At 28.9% G+C, this 15,722-nt stretch carries 17 protein-coding genes; 15 read left to right on the forward strand and 2 right to left on the reverse strand.

Annotated features, from left to right (window positions below; translation table 11 throughout):
- Positions 1-373 precede the first annotated feature (373 nt).
- Positions 374-1,045: a hypothetical protein gene (locus tag ACO409_RS05405; protein ID WP_485555552.1), complete on the reverse strand. Its 672-nt coding sequence runs from the start codon at positions 1,043-1,045 to the stop codon at positions 374-376.
- A 314-nt stretch (positions 1,046-1,359) separates the two neighbouring features.
- Here ACO409_RS05405 and pheS point away from each other — a divergent pair, with 314 nt between their 5' ends.
- The 8 genes from pheS to ACO409_RS05445 all read left to right on the forward strand — a co-directional run bounded on the left by pheS (position 1,360) and on the right by ACO409_RS05445 (position 7,376).
- Complete coding sequence (pheS, locus tag ACO409_RS05410; RefSeq protein WP_315045509.1) at positions 1,360-2,379, forward strand: phenylalanine--tRNA ligase subunit alpha; 1,020 nt, start codon at positions 1,360-1,362, stop codon at positions 2,377-2,379.
- 51 nt (positions 2,380-2,430) lie between these two features.
- The gene (locus tag ACO409_RS05415) at positions 2,431-2,658 is read left to right on the forward strand and encodes a UDP-glucose 4-epimerase (RefSeq protein ID WP_295688814.1); all 228 of its coding nucleotides are present in this window, start codon (positions 2,431-2,433) and stop codon (positions 2,656-2,658) included.
- Positions 2,645-2,914, forward strand: a complete 270-nt coding sequence (locus ACO409_RS05420) for a type II toxin-antitoxin system RelE family toxin (RefSeq protein ID WP_304080765.1) — start codon at positions 2,645-2,647, stop codon at positions 2,912-2,914. Before ACO409_RS05415 ends, ACO409_RS05420 begins: the two co-directional genes overlap by 14 nt.
- 21 nt (positions 2,915-2,935) lie before the next feature.
- Positions 2,936-3,094 carry a hypothetical protein gene (locus tag ACO409_RS05425; RefSeq protein ID WP_485555555.1) on the forward strand — a complete coding sequence of 53 codons (159 nt, stop codon included), beginning with the start codon at positions 2,936-2,938 and terminating at the stop codon, positions 3,092-3,094.
- A gap of 72 nt (positions 3,095-3,166) precedes the next feature.
- Positions 3,167-3,355 carry a GNAT family N-acetyltransferase gene (locus ACO409_RS05430; protein WP_485555611.1) on the forward strand — a complete coding sequence of 63 codons (189 nt, stop codon included), beginning with the start codon at positions 3,167-3,169 and terminating at the stop codon, positions 3,353-3,355.
- A gap of 77 nt (positions 3,356-3,432) precedes the next feature.
- Positions 3,433-4,299: a YwqG family protein gene (locus ACO409_RS05435; RefSeq protein WP_485555557.1), complete on the forward strand. Its 867-nt coding sequence runs from the start codon at positions 3,433-3,435 to the stop codon at positions 4,297-4,299.
- Positions 4,300-4,411: 112 nt separating this feature from the next.
- Complete coding sequence (gene pheT, locus ACO409_RS05440; protein ID WP_485555613.1) at positions 4,412-6,811, forward strand: phenylalanine--tRNA ligase subunit beta; 2,400 nt, start codon at positions 4,412-4,414, stop codon at positions 6,809-6,811.
- Between the two features lie 70 nt (positions 6,812-6,881).
- On the forward strand, positions 6,882-7,376 hold the full coding sequence (locus tag ACO409_RS05445) for an HRDC domain-containing protein (protein ID WP_315045520.1): 495 nt from the start codon (positions 6,882-6,884) through the stop codon (positions 7,374-7,376).
- A 157-nt stretch (positions 7,377-7,533) separates the two neighbouring features.
- On the opposite strand, the gene ACO409_RS05450 is transcribed toward ACO409_RS05445, so the two are convergent.
- Entirely contained in the window at positions 7,534-7,872 is a 339-nt protein-coding gene (locus ACO409_RS05450; RefSeq protein WP_485555559.1) for a hypothetical protein, read from the reverse strand.
- 195 nt (positions 7,873-8,067) lie between these two features.
- On the opposite strand from ACO409_RS05450, the gene ACO409_RS05455 reads away from it, so the two are divergent.
- From ACO409_RS05455 to ACO409_RS05485, 7 genes are all read left to right on the forward strand, one after another.
- Positions 8,068-8,772, forward strand: coding sequence for a response regulator transcription factor (locus tag ACO409_RS05455; RefSeq protein WP_485555561.1), 705 nt, complete (start codon positions 8,068-8,070; stop codon positions 8,770-8,772).
- Between the two features lies 1 nt (position 8,773).
- Positions 8,774-10,162: a sensor histidine kinase gene (locus tag ACO409_RS05460; protein WP_485555563.1), complete on the forward strand. Its 1,389-nt coding sequence runs from the start codon at positions 8,774-8,776 to the stop codon at positions 10,160-10,162.
- Positions 10,163-10,708: 546 nt separating this feature from the next.
- Positions 10,709-11,602 carry a tetratricopeptide repeat protein gene (locus tag ACO409_RS05465; RefSeq protein ID WP_485555565.1) on the forward strand — a complete coding sequence of 298 codons (894 nt, stop codon included), beginning with the start codon at positions 10,709-10,711 and terminating at the stop codon, positions 11,600-11,602.
- A gap of 18 nt (positions 11,603-11,620) precedes the next feature.
- Positions 11,621-11,944 carry a YlxM family DNA-binding protein gene (locus tag ACO409_RS05470; protein WP_485555567.1) on the forward strand — a complete coding sequence of 108 codons (324 nt, stop codon included), beginning with the start codon at positions 11,621-11,623 and terminating at the stop codon, positions 11,942-11,944.
- 460 nt (positions 11,945-12,404) lie between these two features.
- On the forward strand, positions 12,405-13,202 hold the full coding sequence (locus ACO409_RS05475; protein ID WP_485555569.1) for a YlmH family RNA-binding protein: 798 nt from the start codon (positions 12,405-12,407) through the stop codon (positions 13,200-13,202).
- Between the two features lie 21 nt (positions 13,203-13,223).
- Positions 13,224-14,753, forward strand: coding sequence for a cobyric acid synthase (locus ACO409_RS05480; RefSeq protein ID WP_485555571.1), 1,530 nt, complete (start codon positions 13,224-13,226; stop codon positions 14,751-14,753).
- 1 nt (position 14,754) lies between these two features.
- Complete coding sequence (locus tag ACO409_RS05485) at positions 14,755-15,690, forward strand: cobalamin biosynthesis protein (protein WP_485555573.1); 936 nt, start codon at positions 14,755-14,757, stop codon at positions 15,688-15,690.
- Positions 15,691-15,722: the final 32 nt, after the last annotated feature.

Genomic DNA, 15,722 nt, shown 5'->3' on the forward strand with positions numbered 1-15,722 from the left:
GAGGCGAAAAAGACGACAGACGTGGAAATGGTAAGTTTGACCTTAACATCGGAGTTGACAATACTAGATTTGGTGTTACGGTAAATGCTGGATATGATACTAAAGGAAATAATGTCAGAGGTGGAATTGGATTTAGGGCAATCTACTAATATTATTTTTCATTTAAGAATACATAATTTTATTTGGCAAGAGGTTAAAACCTCTTGTCATTTTATATTAAATATGTTCAATAACTTAATACTATTGTTTAAAAAATGAATATTTATTTTGATTATTTGGAAGTAAATATTAGGTTTAATCTAATAAAAATATTTATAATGTATTCGTTATTTAAATGGGGAAGGGTTAGTATTAAATGAGTTTGAGTATTTTTTTATCTATTTAAAATTTCTTCAGTTTTTCTTATATCTTTTTCCCTTGAAACAACGTTGTATATTTTTTTAATTTCTTCTAATTTATCAATAATTTTTTTATTTTCTTTTTTGGTAAAATTTTTTACTGATAGAAAAAATTTCATAGATCCTTCAAAACTTCTTATAGACTTTGTTAAATAAAGTCGTTTTCTAAAAAAAGGAGGTTTTCTAACAATATCATCAAAATCAATAAATGCAATTTTTCCACTATTTTTATCTATGAAGAAATTACCTAAACTAAAGTCCATGTGATAATATCCTTTTTCAAAGAAATTTTTTTCAAATTCAAACCATAAATCGACTGTCTTGTATGCAAGTTCAAAATTATCTTCTTTTACAAGATAATCATAGTAAGATATAAAATTTCCATTAAATGTTTTATTTATATTTTCCAAAACAGTTTCTATTTTTATATGAAACGGTGAATACTTTACAACTTTATATCCTGTTATTTTCATAAAATTCAGTTCTGGAAAATCTTTTTTCAAATATTTTGAAACTTTTAAAGAATTTTTTCCTTTTTCTCTTGTTAACCTAAAAAAAATTTTCATAGCTTTTCCATTTTTATATTCATAAGTTTTATAAAAAAAATTTTTTTCACTATCTGTATTTAAATTTTTACTTTCTTGCATTTTTTTATTTTTCCTTTATTTTGTTTTATTTTCTTTCCTAATTCTAGCATATTATATTTTTTATTTCAATATATATTCAAACCCATTTAAAATTGAATTGTTAAAAATTTTATAAACGTAGGATTTTGATAAAATAGTCATAGTTTTTGAATTTTGTTTTAAAACAGTTTCACTATATTTTGCTTAAAGATGTAATAAAATATTTAAAATTAAATAAAAAATTTAAACTTTTTTATATATTTAAAGTATGATATAATTAAAACATAAATTTTTATGGTTAAAATACTGAAATAGCGAAATAAATAGGAGGAAAAATGTTAGAAAAATTAGCACACTTGAGAGAAGAAGTGTTAGAAAAACTTGATAAAGTTGGAAATCTTGAGGAATTGAATGAATTGAGAGTAAAAATCTTAGGGAAAAAAGGGGAATTTACGGCGATAATGAAGGAAATGGGAAATATCGCTGCTGAGAAAAGAGCTGAGTTTGGAAAAACCACAAATGAAATAAAAAATGTGTTGTTGGCGAAATTCGATGAAACTACAACTAGTTTGAAAGAAATTGCTAAACAGGAAAGATTGAAAAATGAGACAATAGATGTAACTTTACCTGGAAGAAAAGCTAATGTTGGATCACTTCATCCACTTACTAAAACAGTTTTGGAAATAAAAGATATCGTTTCTTCTATGGGATTTGACATTGTTGACGGGCCTGAAGTTGAGTACGTAAAATATAATTTTGATGCATTAAATATTCCAAAGACACATCCATCGAGAGAAATTACAGATACATTTTACATTGAAGAAGATAAAGTTGTCTTGAGAACTCAAACTTCTGGAATGCAAATTAGATACATGGAAGACAGAAAACCACCATTTAGAATGATTTCAATTGGAAAAGTTTACCGTCCAGATTACGATGTATCGCATACGCCAATGTTTCATCAAATGGAAGGACTTATGGTCGGAGAAAATGTTTCTTTTGCAAATTTTAAAGCGATTTTGGAAAATATTGTAAAGAAAATATTTGGAGAAGACAGAAGAGTAAGATTTAGACCACACTTTTTCCCATTTACAGAACCTTCTGCAGAAATGGATGTAGAATGTGGAGTTTGTAAAGGTGAAGGATGTAGAGTTTGTAAAGGGACAGGATGGCTTGAAATTCTTGGAAGTGGAATGGTAAATCCAAAAGTGCTTTCAGGTGTTGGAATTGACCCACAAAAATATCAAGGATTTGCATTTGGATTGGGACTTGAAAGAATTACGATGTTAAAATATGGAATTGATGACTTGAGAGCATTTTTTGAAAATGATGAGAGATTTTTGGACCAATTTTAACAGGTAGGTCTGCTTGCTATTGTATATCAAAAAATTTAAAGGGAGGTTAAAATGTTGTATACAGTTGATGTAAATTCAAACTTAATGAATGAATTTAAAAAAGAAGTAAGAGAAAATGGAGAAAATGAAAATGAGGTGCTATCTGCTTTATTGAGAGAATATCTGGAAGATTTAAGAGATGCCAAGGAATTAGATAAGGCGATTGAAGAAAGCGATGGAAAATTTTATTCATTGAATGATGTAATAAAGGAGCTAGGCTTTGAAAATGAATTATTATAAAATTGAAATAGAGAAAAAAGCGAAAAAAAAATTACTCAAAATGGATAAAAAAAATCAATTTCTAATTTTAGATTATTTAAAAAATACATTAAGCAAACTTGAAAATCCACGTAGTCAGGGAAAAGCGCTACAAGGCAAATATAAGGGAAAATGGCGATATAGAGTTGGAAATTACAGAATCTTAGCTACAATTATTGATGAAAAAATAACAATTTATATTTTTGATATTGGGCATAGAAAAGAGATTTATAAATAAATTTAAAAAGCGGAGAAAAATATGAAAATACGTAGATTTGAAGAAAAGGATGCTAAAAAAGTATCTGAATTGATGATTGATACATTGCGGAAAACAAATATAAAAGATTATTCTGCTGATTCAATAGAAAATCACGTAAATAATTTCCAGCCTGAAAATGTTCTTAAAAGAGCCTCGTAGACACATTTTTATGTTGCCTAAGAAAAAGGCAATATTATTGGATGTGGTGCAATTGCACCATATTGGGATAAAATTGATGAAAGTTCTTTATTTACTATTTTTATCTCGCCTGAATATCAGGGAAAGGGAATAGGACGAAAAATTATTGAAACATTGGAAAAAGATGAATATTTTTTAAGAGCCAAAAGAATCGAAGTACCTGCATCTATTACAGCTGTTCCGTTTTATAAGAAATGGGATATAGTTGCAAAAATGGAGTGAACAAAGCAGATAATGAAGGAATTGTAAGAATGGAAAAATTTAGATAATAAATTACTAATTTAATTGGAAGGTTAAAAATGGAAAATGAATTAGAAATAAAAATTGATGATGAGTATGTGAAAAAATTTTATGAAGAAATTCGTGAGGATTATGAAAAAAATTCACCAACGAAAACTTTTGCAAAAATAAAGCTAGTGGAAGATAAGTTGAAAATAACAGACAGTAAAATTGTGGGATTGCCGTATCTTCCAAAAGGAGCAGAGTTTCCCAAAGCACCTAATGGTGAGGAAATGCTGATGATTGCACAGATTAATTGCGAGGATTTGAAGGGACTAAAGGATTTTCCACAAAAGGGAATTTTACAGTTTTTTGTATTTGATGATGATGATGCTATGTTTGGACTTGACTTTGATAGTCCGACGGTTCAAGATACTTTTCGTGTGATTTATTACGATGAAATTGAAGAATTTTATGATGAAAAAGAGCTTGAAAACATTTATAAACCGCATAATTATGAGGAAAGTTTTCTTACAAACAATAATGAAAGTTATAAAATAAAATTTGAGTTACGAACAGAGAAGGAAAGATTTGAAGAGGCGATTTATAATGTGTTTGATAAACTTTGTAAAGAGAAAAATTTGGAGCAGCATCAAGAAGATTGGCTTTATCGTAAAATATTGAATATTGAAATGGAATATTCAGAAGAACCACATTCACAATGTGATGGATTTGCATTTTTTACACAGAGTGACCCGAGAGAATTTGAAGAAAAGTATAAAAAATATGATACGGTACTGTTTCAATTGGATAGCGAATATGATGAAAATACGAAAAAATGGAAAGTTTGTATTGGAGATGCTGGAGTATTAAACTTTTTTATAAATCGTAAAAAGTTGAAAAACAAAGACTTTACAGAAATTCTCTACAATTGGGATTGTTATTAAATAAAAAAAGTTATCCACATTATTGTGGGAAAAATATAATTTATAAATTAAAGAAAGGAGAGTGTGATAATCTATAAATTGAGAATTTATAGGTTTGTCATACAAAAATAGAATGCTAATTTCGTTAAACTGGTTAAAGCAATATATAGATTTAGATGGAATAGGAATAAATGAAATGGAAAATGCCTTGACTATGATTGGTCAGGAAGTAGAAAAAATCGAAGTTTTAGGGGGAAATTTAGAAAATGTCGTAACGGCACAAATTATTGAAAAAGAGATGCACCCTGATTCTGACCACTTGACAATTTGTAAAGTTGATAATGGAAAAGAAATTTTGCAAATCGTTTGTGGAGCATCTAATCATAAGGCTGGGGATAAAGTTGTATTGGCACAAGTTGGGGCAAAATTAGCTCCAGATTTTGTTATTAAAAAAGGTAAAATTAGAGGTGTAGAATCGAATGGAATGTTGTGTTCTGAAGAAGAATTAAATATAGGGAAAGATTCTTCTGGAATTATGATTTTACCTGAAGATACGCCTGTTGGAGTGCCTATGAAAGAGTATTTAGGAATTAATGACACAGTTTTTGAATTGGAAATCACTCCAAATCGTCCTGATTGTTTGTCGCATATTGGGATTGCAAGAGAGTTAGGAGCTTATTACAGTAAAGAGGTTAAATATCCAAGTTTTGCAATAAATTCAGAAAGTTCTGAAAAAACATCTGATAACATTTCGGTTGAAATTGAAGACAGCAATTTGGCAAAAAGATATGTGGCTAGAATAATTAAAAATGTTACAGTTAAGGAAAGTCCAAAATGGTTAAAAGAAAGAGTAGAATCTATTGGAATTAGAAGTATTAACAACATCGTAGATGTTTCAAATTTCATAATGATGGAATTGAATCAACCAAATCATACTTTTGATTTAGATAAAATTGAAGGTGGAAAAATTGTTGTGAGAGCGGGACATGAAAATGAAAAATTAGTTACGCTTGATGAGCAAGAAAGAGAATTGAATAGGGATGATATCGTGATTTCTGATGGTGTGAAAGCCGTTGCGCTTGGTGGAGTAATGGGTGGAGAAAATTCTCAAATTACTGAAAATACGAAAAATATTTTGTTGGAAGTAGCAAACTTCAATTCGCAAAATGTTAGAAAAACTTCAAGAAGATTGACATTGTTCAGTGATTCTTCATACAGATTTGAAAGAAGAGTCGATGAGGAAAATGCGATTAATGTGATAAATAGACTTGCAAATATCATTCAAGAAGTGGCAGGTGGAGAAATTTTAGAAGGAGTAGTTGACAATTATCCTGTTCCATATAAGAAAAAAACAGCTACATTAAACTTTGAGAGATTGAACCGTTTTGTTGGGAAAAATATTCCACGTGAAACAGTTATTGGGATATTGACTAGACTTGAAATCGAGGTTGTGGATAATGGAGAAACATTGACATTGACTGCACCTACTTATCGTGATGACTTGGAAAATGAGCAAGATTACTTTGAAGAAGTTATTAGAATGTACGGTTTTGATAATATTGAAAATATTTTACCAAAATTGGATATTAGTGAAAAACCAGTTATTGATACAACAAAACTTTCTACACAAGTGAAATTGATTGCGGCAAATGCTGGGCTTAAAGAAGTTATTAATTACAGTTTTGTACCAAAAGATGCGATGGAAAAAATTAAATATACAAGCGTTGAAAGAGAAAATTTAATTGATTTATTAAGACCAATTACAGAAGATTTTGTAACATTACGTCCAACATTGCTTTATAGCTTGTTAAAAAATGCTAAAGAAAATATGAATAGAAATGCTACAAATATTAGATTTTTTGAAGTTAGCAGAACTTTTGTGAAAGCGGAAGAATTGGCGAAGGAAGAAGTAAAATTGGGAATAATTTTGGCTGGAGAAAATAATAAGACATTGTGGAATCCAAAACCAGTTCCTTATGATTTTTATGATTTAAAAGGGATTGTGGAAGAAATTTTCACACAATTAAAATTCAATAATTATATGGTAAAACGTTCTGAACAAAGTCAATACCATCCAGGTCGTTCAGTTGACGTATTTGTTGGTCGTGAATTGATTGGAAGTTTTGGGGAAATTCATCCAGATGTATTGGAAAACTTTGATTTAGGGAAAACATCAGTTTTAGTTGGAGAATTTAACATTGACTTGATTCAAAAATATATTGGTAAGAAAATTAAATATCAAGGAATTGTAAAATATCCAGCTGTTCCAAGAGATTTTGCGTTCGTTATGAGAGAAGATATTTTGGTTGGAGATGTTTTAAAAACGATTCAAAAAGTTGATAAAAAGATTGAAAAAGTGGAATTATTTGACATTTATCAAGGTGTAGGAGTGTTGCCAGGAATGAAGAGTGTGGCAATTAGTGTAATCTTGAGAGATAAAAACAAAACACTTGAAGAAAAGGAAATTGTTGATATTTCAAATAAAATCGTGACTAAAGTTGAGAAAGATTATGGAGCGGTTTTGAGAAAGTAGAAGATAGAATTCAATTTTAAGATTGCTAAGTATCGGATTAAAAAAATGAAACAAAAAGGGGGAAATTGAGGTGTTAAAAATTGTAACTCTGCCATTTAATGAGAGGACAGAAGAATTTGAGCAGGGAAAGCTGGAAAGAATGCTAGGAAATGTTCAGATTGTGAAGTATCAGGCTGAGCTAGTGAAAATTGAGGGGAAATATTACTGGACGGCTTTTGTTGAATATGAAAAGGCAGAGAATATAGATAAAAATTTAGAGAAAAATAATTTTTTTCAAAATGGAAGAGATACTAAAGAGATTAATAAAAATCATGAAGAATATCTTTCAGAAGAAGAAGCCGAGCTATATAAGATTTTGAAAGAATGGAGAGCTGGAGAAGCACAAATGCTGGGATATCCACCTTACATCGTTGCTTCAAATCAGCTTTTAGTTGACATAATAAAGGCAAATCCTAAAACTGTTGAAGAACTTTCGCAAATAAGGGGAATGGGGAAACGGAAAGTTAGAGATTATGGGGAGGAGCTTTTGTTGATTTTGGAGAATTTTTATGATATGAAAAGTTGAATGAGGAAAATAAAAATGTATTTGTACTGTATTGAATTTTTATGAAAAATTGGTATAAGACTATTAAGAAACCCAGCAAGAAGATTATCGAATATAGCAAAAAAGAGACTCTGTTTATTAATTGAACAAAGTCTCTTTTTAATTTAATATCAATTTTCTATCCTTTTACCGTATAAACCACAACCGCAAAAGCAATTATAGCTATAATTACCATAAAAATTCCACTTAATATCATTGAAAAAATATTCATCAAATTTCGATTTTCTCGATTTTTGATACACAAAATAGATAGAACGAAAGAGCATAAAATACATAAAATATTTACAATACCAAATATATGTGATACTGTATAATGCACTTTAAAAAATGTAATAAATTGGCTTAAAATTGGGATTAAACTCATAATTAATGCAATTTTACTAACTTTTTGATGTTGTTCCTTATCGGAAAGAAAAACTCTTTTTTCAGTTGTTTTTTTGATCATTTCATTGTTCATAAAAATCATCCTCTCATTATTTCTTTATTAAATTTTGTTTCTTCCTTTTCTATATTCATATATTACCACATCAACTTTACAGCAACATTTTCGCTACTTTACATTTACCTTACTTTTTGGAAAATTGGGAAGTTAGGAGTGATTTTTGTGATATAATGATTTATGAATTTTAGTGATAATTGGAGGAAGTTTGAAATGGTTGAAAAATATTTGAGAGATAAATGTATTTTGATTGTGGATGATGAACAGGAAATTTTGAATATGGTTGTGTCAATTTTGGAAGATGGAGGGTATGAAAATACAAGGACTGCTAAAAATGTGAAAGAGGCTTTAAAATGTGTTGAAGAGAAGAAACCTGATTTTGCGATATTGGATGTGATGCTTCCAGATGGGAATGGTTTTGAGTTGCTTGAAAAGTTGAGAAAAGACAATAATTATCCAATTTTATTTCTTACAGCACGAGGAGAGGATGAGGATAAATTCAAAGGATTTGGATTGGGAGCGGACGATTATATTGTAAAACCTTTTTTGCCAAAAGAACTTTTGTTTAGGATTACAGCAATTTTGCGACGGACTTACAAGGAAGAGAATTTTATTGTGAACTTAAATGGCTGTCAGATTGATTTTTCACGAGGAGAAATTGTAAAGGATGGGAAAAAAATTTCCTTAACTGCAAAGGAATATGAACTACTAAAAACTTTATACAGAAATGCTGGACGAATTGTAACGATTGATTCGCTATGTGAAGCTATTTGGGGCGAAAATGCTTATGTTTACTCAAATTCCTTGATGACTCATATTAGACGGATTAGGGAAAAAATTGAGAAAGAGCCGTCACATCCAGTTTCTCTTATAACAATGAAAGGATTAGGTTATAAATTGATCGTGGAGGGAAAATAGTATGAAAAATATATTAAAACTTATACGCCGTTTTGTAATAACAATAATATTAAGCATATTTTTGCTTCTATTTTTAAATATTTTTTTGTTTGAATTTATATTTTTCAAATATTCGACAGATGATTCGCCTTCAGATAAAACTTTTGAAATAGCAAAAATGATAAAATTTAAAGACAGAAAATATTTTTTGCTAGATAAAGAAATTTCCAATTTGAAAAAGCAAAATATTTGGGCGATTGTGATTGACAATGATTCTAAAAAAGTGATATGGCAAACAGAAAACTTGCCAAGCGAGATTCCAAAAGAATATTCGGTATTTGATATAGCTCTATTTTCACATGCTTACATAAAAGGTTATCCAGTTTTTACAGCAAAAATTAGAAATGATTTACTTGTATTAGGATATCCAAAAGACAGTTACTGGAAATATTCCACAGCTACCTGGAATTATCGTCTAATTCAAAATGTTCCTAATTTTTTTCTTATATTTTTACTATCTAATATATTTTTTGTATTTTTGATTTACATTTTTTCAAATTCAAAACTTTTAAAATCAGTAAATCCAATAATAAAAGGTATACAGGATTTACCAAAAGATAAGCCAGTAAAAATAGATGAAAAAGGCTTTTTATCCGAACTTGCAAAAAGTATAAATAAAACTTCTGAAATTTTGCAAGATCAAAGAGAACAACTGCGAAATAAAGATACGGCACGAGCAAACTGGATTGCAGGAGTTTCCCACGACATTCGTACTCCATTGTCAATGATAATGGGCTATGCAAGTCAATTAAAAACATCTTCAAATTTATCAGATGAAACGGGGAAAAAACTTTCTGTTATTTTGAAACAAAGTGAGCGTATAAAAAATCTGATAAATGATTTGAATCTTGCTTCAAAATTAGAATATAATATGCAGCCTTTTGAGAAGAAAAAAGAAAATGCAGTTGCAGTCGTTCGACAAGTAATTGTTGATTTTTTGAATATGGATATTGACGAGAGATTTCCGATAGAATGGAAGACGAAAAGTGAATTTGTATCCTGCTTTGTTAATGTTGATAAAAATTTGATAAAACGAGCTTTGGCGAATTTAATCCAAAATAGTATTAATCATAATGAAAATGGTTGCACAATTTATGTTTCAGTAAAAGAAGATGAAAAAAATTGTATAATTTGTGTTGAAGATAATGGAATAGGAGTTTCTGATGAAGAGCTGGAAAAGCTTAATAATATGCCACATTATATGGTTTGTGATAAAAATACAACAGAACAGCAGCACGGTTTAGGGCTTCTTATCGTAAAACAAATTATGGATGTCCATAATGGAAAAGTTGAGATGAAACATAGTGAATATGGGGGATTTGAAGTTGTTTTACAGATTCCTGAAATTTAAGGAGATTTTTTGATTTTTTATTGTCTGAATTTATGACAGAATAAAATATTTATATTGTTTTAGCAGGTTGGTTATGTACTCTAGTTAGTTTATGATATTTTTATGTATTGTAAAAAAATCACTTATATATAATTTTGTCAATGTACAAAAATTTTTTAACAAAAAGATAGCAAGAAGTCGTAGGCTTTCTATAAGTGGGAGATGAATTGCTTTTTTTGTAAAAAAATTGAAAAAAGGATATATCTATGATACAATTTTTGTATAAAATATCGAAGAGAAGCCATTAATGATAAAATTTCTAAAGAATGTAATGCTGTGACTTTTGAGAATTTGAATCTGAAGATGATGAGTCAGGCATTAAATTTGGAGAAAAGTGCAGAAAAAAAAAGAAAAAAAGAAAACAGGTTAGGAACTATCCGAAGAGCTTGGTAAATATATTTGGCTAATTAAAGTAGATACTTCCCAAGAAGTTTTTGCTTCTAAAAGTAGGAGTAGTTCACCTAAAATAAATTGTACAAAAAATTTTTAAAAAGAGGGAATTTAAAAATGACTGGAAAAGAAAGGGAAATAAAAGAGAATAGAATACAAGAATTGATTATAAAAAGAAAAGAGTATTTAAATAATGGTAAAATTGAAAAGGAAATTGAGGTTTTGAGGGAATTAAGATTGCTGTTTAAGAGAGTTTTTGGGCAGGAAAGTGAAGAGAATGCAAAAATTTTAACAGAATTGGGAAATGCGTTAAAATATGTAGGAAAATTTGAAGAATCAGCAAGGCTATTGACAAAGGCGGAAAATATTATTTTGAAGCTATATGGTGAAAATAATCTTGCATACGTAACTTGTAATGCCAATCTTGCTGAAGTTTATAGAGTTATGAAAGATTATGAAAAAGTTGAGGAAAAGTATCATAAAGCAATAAAAATTTACAAAAAGAATAATTTTCAAAATGGATATATATTTGCAGGAATTTGTAATAATTTGGGACTTTTTTATGAAGAAAATGAGAGATATCTGGATTCAGTAAAATGGCAAAAAAAAAGTTTGGAAATATTACAAGACTTGGATGATAGTGAAATTCAAGGAGCTATTATACTAGGTAACATGGTAAGACCTTATTTGAAGCTAGAAGAAAAAAAAATGGCAGAAAATATAGCGAATGAGGTATTAAAAATATTGAAAAGACAGGTTGGCGAAGCTAGTAATCTTTATTTAAATATTTTGAATAATTTGATAAATGCTTTTTTTGAAAATAAAAGTTATAAAAAGGCATTGGAATTGTTAGAAAAATGTGAAAAAATTTCTAAAGATACTTTTGGAACTGAAAATGAAAATTATAAAAATATTTTGGAAAAGATAAAAATTGTAAAAAATAGAATTAATAAAAATAAGATGGAACAATATGTTTGGAAAAAACAAATCATTAGAAAAGTAAAAAAATAAAGGGAGTTTGAATATATTATGGATAAGTTGGATAATTTTTTAAAATATTCTGTATTATTTTCTTATTATAGTGAACTTTTTCCACACAAAAAGAGAGAGTATTTAGAACTTTATTTGGAAGAAAACAGTTCTCTTTCAGAAATTGCACAGCAATGCGGAGTTACGAGACAGGCAGTTTTTGATAATATAAAAAAAGGAGTTAAGAAACTGGATGAATATGAAAATAAACTTGGAATATTTAAAAAAGAAAAAGAACTAAAAAGAAAACTGGAGTATTTGAAAAAAAATTTTACTATGAAAAATCTAGAAAAAATAATAGAAGATTTTGATTATACAGAATAATTTTTATAGTATATCTTGTGAAAAAAGAAATATTTACTATTGACAAATATAAAAGTTAGGGTATAATACTTATGTAAAGAATATAAAGTTATAGACTTATAAATTTTAGATTATTGCTATTTGGATTAGACAAAACTGAAATGGTGGGAAATACTTCTGGAGTTATCTTCCTACCTTTGGTTTTGCCTTTTTTATTTTATTATTTTTAGAAATTTTCTATGACTTGTTTCAATTAGCAATTATAGTAAAATTGATTTAGAACTAAACTCAAAAGTTATGACTATTTTACTCAAACTCTAAATTTGTATAATTTTTAATAGTTTGATTTTGGATAGGTTCGAGTATATAATAAAAAAATAGAAAAGCAGTAATAAGATATTAAATCATTTGTTTTATCTTGTACATTTGCTGATTTTGGGACTATTGAAAAATATAGGGATTTAAATAAGAAGGTGAAAGAATGGAAAAAGAGATGTTTTTAAAACAGTTTCCGAAAGATTTGGAATATTTGGCAAGCAGAATTTTTAATGCGTATGAAATATCCAGTAAGTATGAAATAATAACCTTTACAGAAGAATTTTATACACCAAATTTTTGGAAAAAATTTTCAAAAAAAATAAATGGGATACATGTATTTACAAGCGGAATTTTTTTGGACAGTGACAGAAGGCAAATTGCATTTGTTCCTGAAAGTTTTATGAAGGAGGATTTTGAAAACAGTGATTTTCTGGATTTTCCATGCAAATTGATAAAAATATCAGTAAACTCAAAATTTAAAGAGTACAGGCACAAGGATTTTCTGGGAAGTCTAATGGGAATTAATATAAAAAGGGAACTGATGGGAGATTTAATTCTTGAGGATGAAGCTGGATATATCCCTGTGTCAAGTAAAATTGTGGATATAGTTTTGGCAGAATTAAAGCAGATTGGAAAGGCTCCCTGCAAAGCTAAAATTTTGGAATTTGAAAAAATGAAGGAATTGCCTGGATACAGCTATGATGATAAATTGATTACAGTTCCATCAAAACGGCTTGATAGCATTGTTTCAGCGATAACAAATCTATCTAGGAACAAGTCTGTGGAACCGATTGAAAAAGGTAAAGTTCTGGTTGATTATGCGGAAGAGAAAAATAAATCTAGAATACTTGAGATTGGAAGTTTGATAACGATTAGAGGATTTGGAAAATACAAGCTATTTTCAGATAGAGGTGAAACAAAAAAAGGAAAAGAAAAATTGCTTGTGAAAAAGTATGTTTAAAAAGTAACTAAAGGAGTCATTATGGACAGAAAACACAGAAATGTAATGATATTAGGAACAGGATCAAATGTAGGAAAAAGTATAATTAACACAGGGTTATGCAGAATTTTTTATCAAGATGGATTTAGCGTATCTCCTTTCAAATCACAAAATATGGCTCTAAATTCGTTTATTACGAAAGATGGAAAAGAAATGGGAAGAGCACAAGTGGTACAGGCTGAAGCAGCTAATATTGAGCCAGAAGCGTTTATGAATCCGATTTTGTTAAAACCTACGACAGATAGAAAATCTCAAGTTATTGTGAATGGGAAAATATTTAAAAATATGGATGCAAGAGAGTATTTTGCATACAAGCATAACTTGAAAGGCGAAATTATGAAGGCTTATGAGCATATTAGAAAAAATTTTGATATTTGTGTACTGGAAGGAGCAGGAAGTCCTGCAGAAATTAATTTAAAGGAAGATGATATTGTAAATACAGGAATGGCTGAAATGGCTGATGCACCTGTTATTTTGGTTGCGGATATTGACCGAGGAGGAGTTTTTGCAGCAATTTATGGAACAATTATGTTGCTTGAAGAAAGTGAAAGAAAGCGTATAAAAGGTGTGATTATTAACAAATTTAGAGGGGACAAAAGTCTTTTGACTCCAGGAATTGAAATGATAGAAAATCTTACGAATGTGCCAGTTTTAGGAGTAATTCCGTATGTAAAACTGGGAATTGAAGAGGAAGATAGCCTTGGAATTGATAAGTATAAACAAAAAAAGGATGCGAAGATAAAAATTTCAGTGATTAGATTGAAGAGAGTTTCTAATTTTACAGATATTGACGCTTTGGCTCATTATGAAGATGTTTCGATAAAATATGTGGAAAAAGCAAGTGAATTAGGCGATGAAGACATGATAATTATTCCTGGATCTAAAAATACGGTTGAAGATATGAAAGATTTGATTGAAAAAGATATTAGCCGGCAAATTGTGAGATTAGCTAGAACAGGAACCTTTGTTTTTGGAATTTGTGGTGGTTTTCAAATGCTTGGACAAAAAATTTCAGACCCTCACGAAATGGAGTCAAATCTGAAAGAAATCAGTGGATTAGGACTTTTAGAAATTGAAACTGTTATGGAAAGAGGAAAAGTTACGACTCAATATGAAAATACAATAAAAAATGCTAGTGGAATTTTAGAGGGAATTGGTGAAATAAAAGTGAAGGGATACGAGATTCATCAAGGTTATAGTTATCCAATAGAAGAAAAAAATTCTGAAAATAAAGAAATATCAGAGAATAACATAAAATGTCTTTTTGGTGATGAAAAAATAAAAGGAATTGTGAAGGATAATATAATTGGAACATATTTGCATGGAATCTTTGATAATTCGGAATTTACTAATTATTTGTTGAATGCGATTAGAAAAAAGAAAGGAATTGATGAATTAAGTGAGAATTTCAGTTTTGCAGAATACAAGAATAATGAGTATGATAAGCTGGCACAGATTTTGAGAGATAATGTGGATATTAAGAAAATTTATGAGATAATGGGATGTGAATAGATTGATATTTTTTATAAAAATTTGGGTAGCATACATATTAGATTTGATATTTGGAGATCCACAGAATATTATTCATCCTGTTCAAGTTATCGGAAAGGTAATAAATGTTGGAGAAAAAATTTTATTGAGAAAAAAGTATAAATTTTTAGCAGGAGTAGTGCTTAATATTTTTACTGTTTCTATAACGTACATATTAATGTACTTAATTTCCAAATCTTTAAAAATTTCAGTATTTTTTCTAATTATTGAAATTTACTTGATGTATACGATTTTTTCAATAAATTCATTGGCACGTGAAGGAAATAAAGTTTATAAAATTTTGAAAGAAGGAAACATAGAAAAGGCAAGGAAAGACTTGTCTTATCTTGTATCAAGAGATACTGAAACGATGGATAAAAAAATGATAATAAGAAGTACGATGGAAACAATTTCGGAAAATACAGTTGATGGAATAGTGGCTCCTATGTTTTATATGTTTTTAGGAGGAATGCCGCTAGCAATGGCGTATAAAGCGATAAATACATTAGATTCGATGGTTGGATATAAAAATGATAAATATATGGATTTTGGAAAATTTTCTGCAAAGGTGGATGATGTGGCTAATTTTATTCCTGCGAGAATTACAGGAGTTTTGATAGTGCTTGCCAGTATAATTTTAGGATATGATTATAAAAATTCACTAAAAATATTTATAAGAGACAGAAAAAATCATAGCAGTCCAAATTCAGCACATTCAGAAGCAAGTGTTGCAGGGGCCTTGGGAGTGCAGTTTGGAGGAAAAGTATCGTATTTTGGGAAAGAGATGAATAAACCTACGATAGGAGATAAAACGAAGGATTTTGAACTGGAAGATATAAAAAAAAATATAAAGATAATGTATGTTACAAGTTTTTTGAGTTTGGCAGTATTTTCAGTAATATTTGTGGGGATAATGTAAAGGAGAAGGAAATAAGATATATTGGATATAGT

This window comes from Leptotrichia sp. (genome assembly GCF_057270615.1).

What these genes read in the sequence shown, in the direction of transcription:
- ACO409_RS05425 (WP_485555555.1), top strand. Translation starts at nt 2,936, where the DNA reads ATGAAAATACGTAGATTTGAAGAAAAGGATGCTAAAAAAGTATCTGAA.
- ACO409_RS05455 (WP_485555561.1), top strand. Translation starts at nt 8,068, where the DNA reads ATGGTTGAAAAATATTTGAGAGATAAATGTATTTTGATTGTGGATGAT.
- ACO409_RS05470 (WP_485555567.1), top strand. Translation starts at nt 11,621, where the DNA reads ATGGATAAGTTGGATAATTTTTTAAAATATTCTGTATTATTTTCTTAT.
- ACO409_RS05405 (WP_485555552.1), bottom strand. Translation starts at nt 1,045, where the DNA reads ATGCAAGAAAGTAAAAATTTAAATACAGATAGTGAAAAAAATTTTTTT.
- ACO409_RS05460 (WP_485555563.1), top strand. Translation starts at nt 8,774, where the DNA reads ATGAAAAATATATTAAAACTTATACGCCGTTTTGTAATAACAATAATA.
- ACO409_RS05475 (WP_485555569.1), top strand. Translation starts at nt 12,405, where the DNA reads ATGGAAAAAGAGATGTTTTTAAAACAGTTTCCGAAAGATTTGGAATAT.
- pheT (WP_485555613.1), top strand. Translation starts at nt 4,412, where the DNA reads ATGCTAATTTCGTTAAACTGGTTAAAGCAATATATAGATTTAGATGGA.
- pheS (WP_315045509.1), top strand. Translation starts at nt 1,360, where the DNA reads ATGTTAGAAAAATTAGCACACTTGAGAGAAGAAGTGTTAGAAAAACTT.
- ACO409_RS05465 (WP_485555565.1), top strand. Translation starts at nt 10,709, where the DNA reads ATGACTGGAAAAGAAAGGGAAATAAAAGAGAATAGAATACAAGAATTG.
- ACO409_RS05420 (WP_304080765.1), top strand. Translation starts at nt 2,645, where the DNA reads ATGAATTATTATAAAATTGAAATAGAGAAAAAAGCGAAAAAAAAATTA.
- ACO409_RS05480 (WP_485555571.1), top strand. Translation starts at nt 13,224, where the DNA reads ATGGACAGAAAACACAGAAATGTAATGATATTAGGAACAGGATCAAAT.
- ACO409_RS05450 (WP_485555559.1), bottom strand. Translation starts at nt 7,872, where the DNA reads ATGAACAATGAAATGATCAAAAAAACAACTGAAAAAAGAGTTTTTCTT.
- ACO409_RS05435 (WP_485555557.1), top strand. Translation starts at nt 3,433, where the DNA reads ATGGAAAATGAATTAGAAATAAAAATTGATGATGAGTATGTGAAAAAA.
- ACO409_RS05415 (WP_295688814.1), top strand. Translation starts at nt 2,431, where the DNA reads ATGTTGTATACAGTTGATGTAAATTCAAACTTAATGAATGAATTTAAA.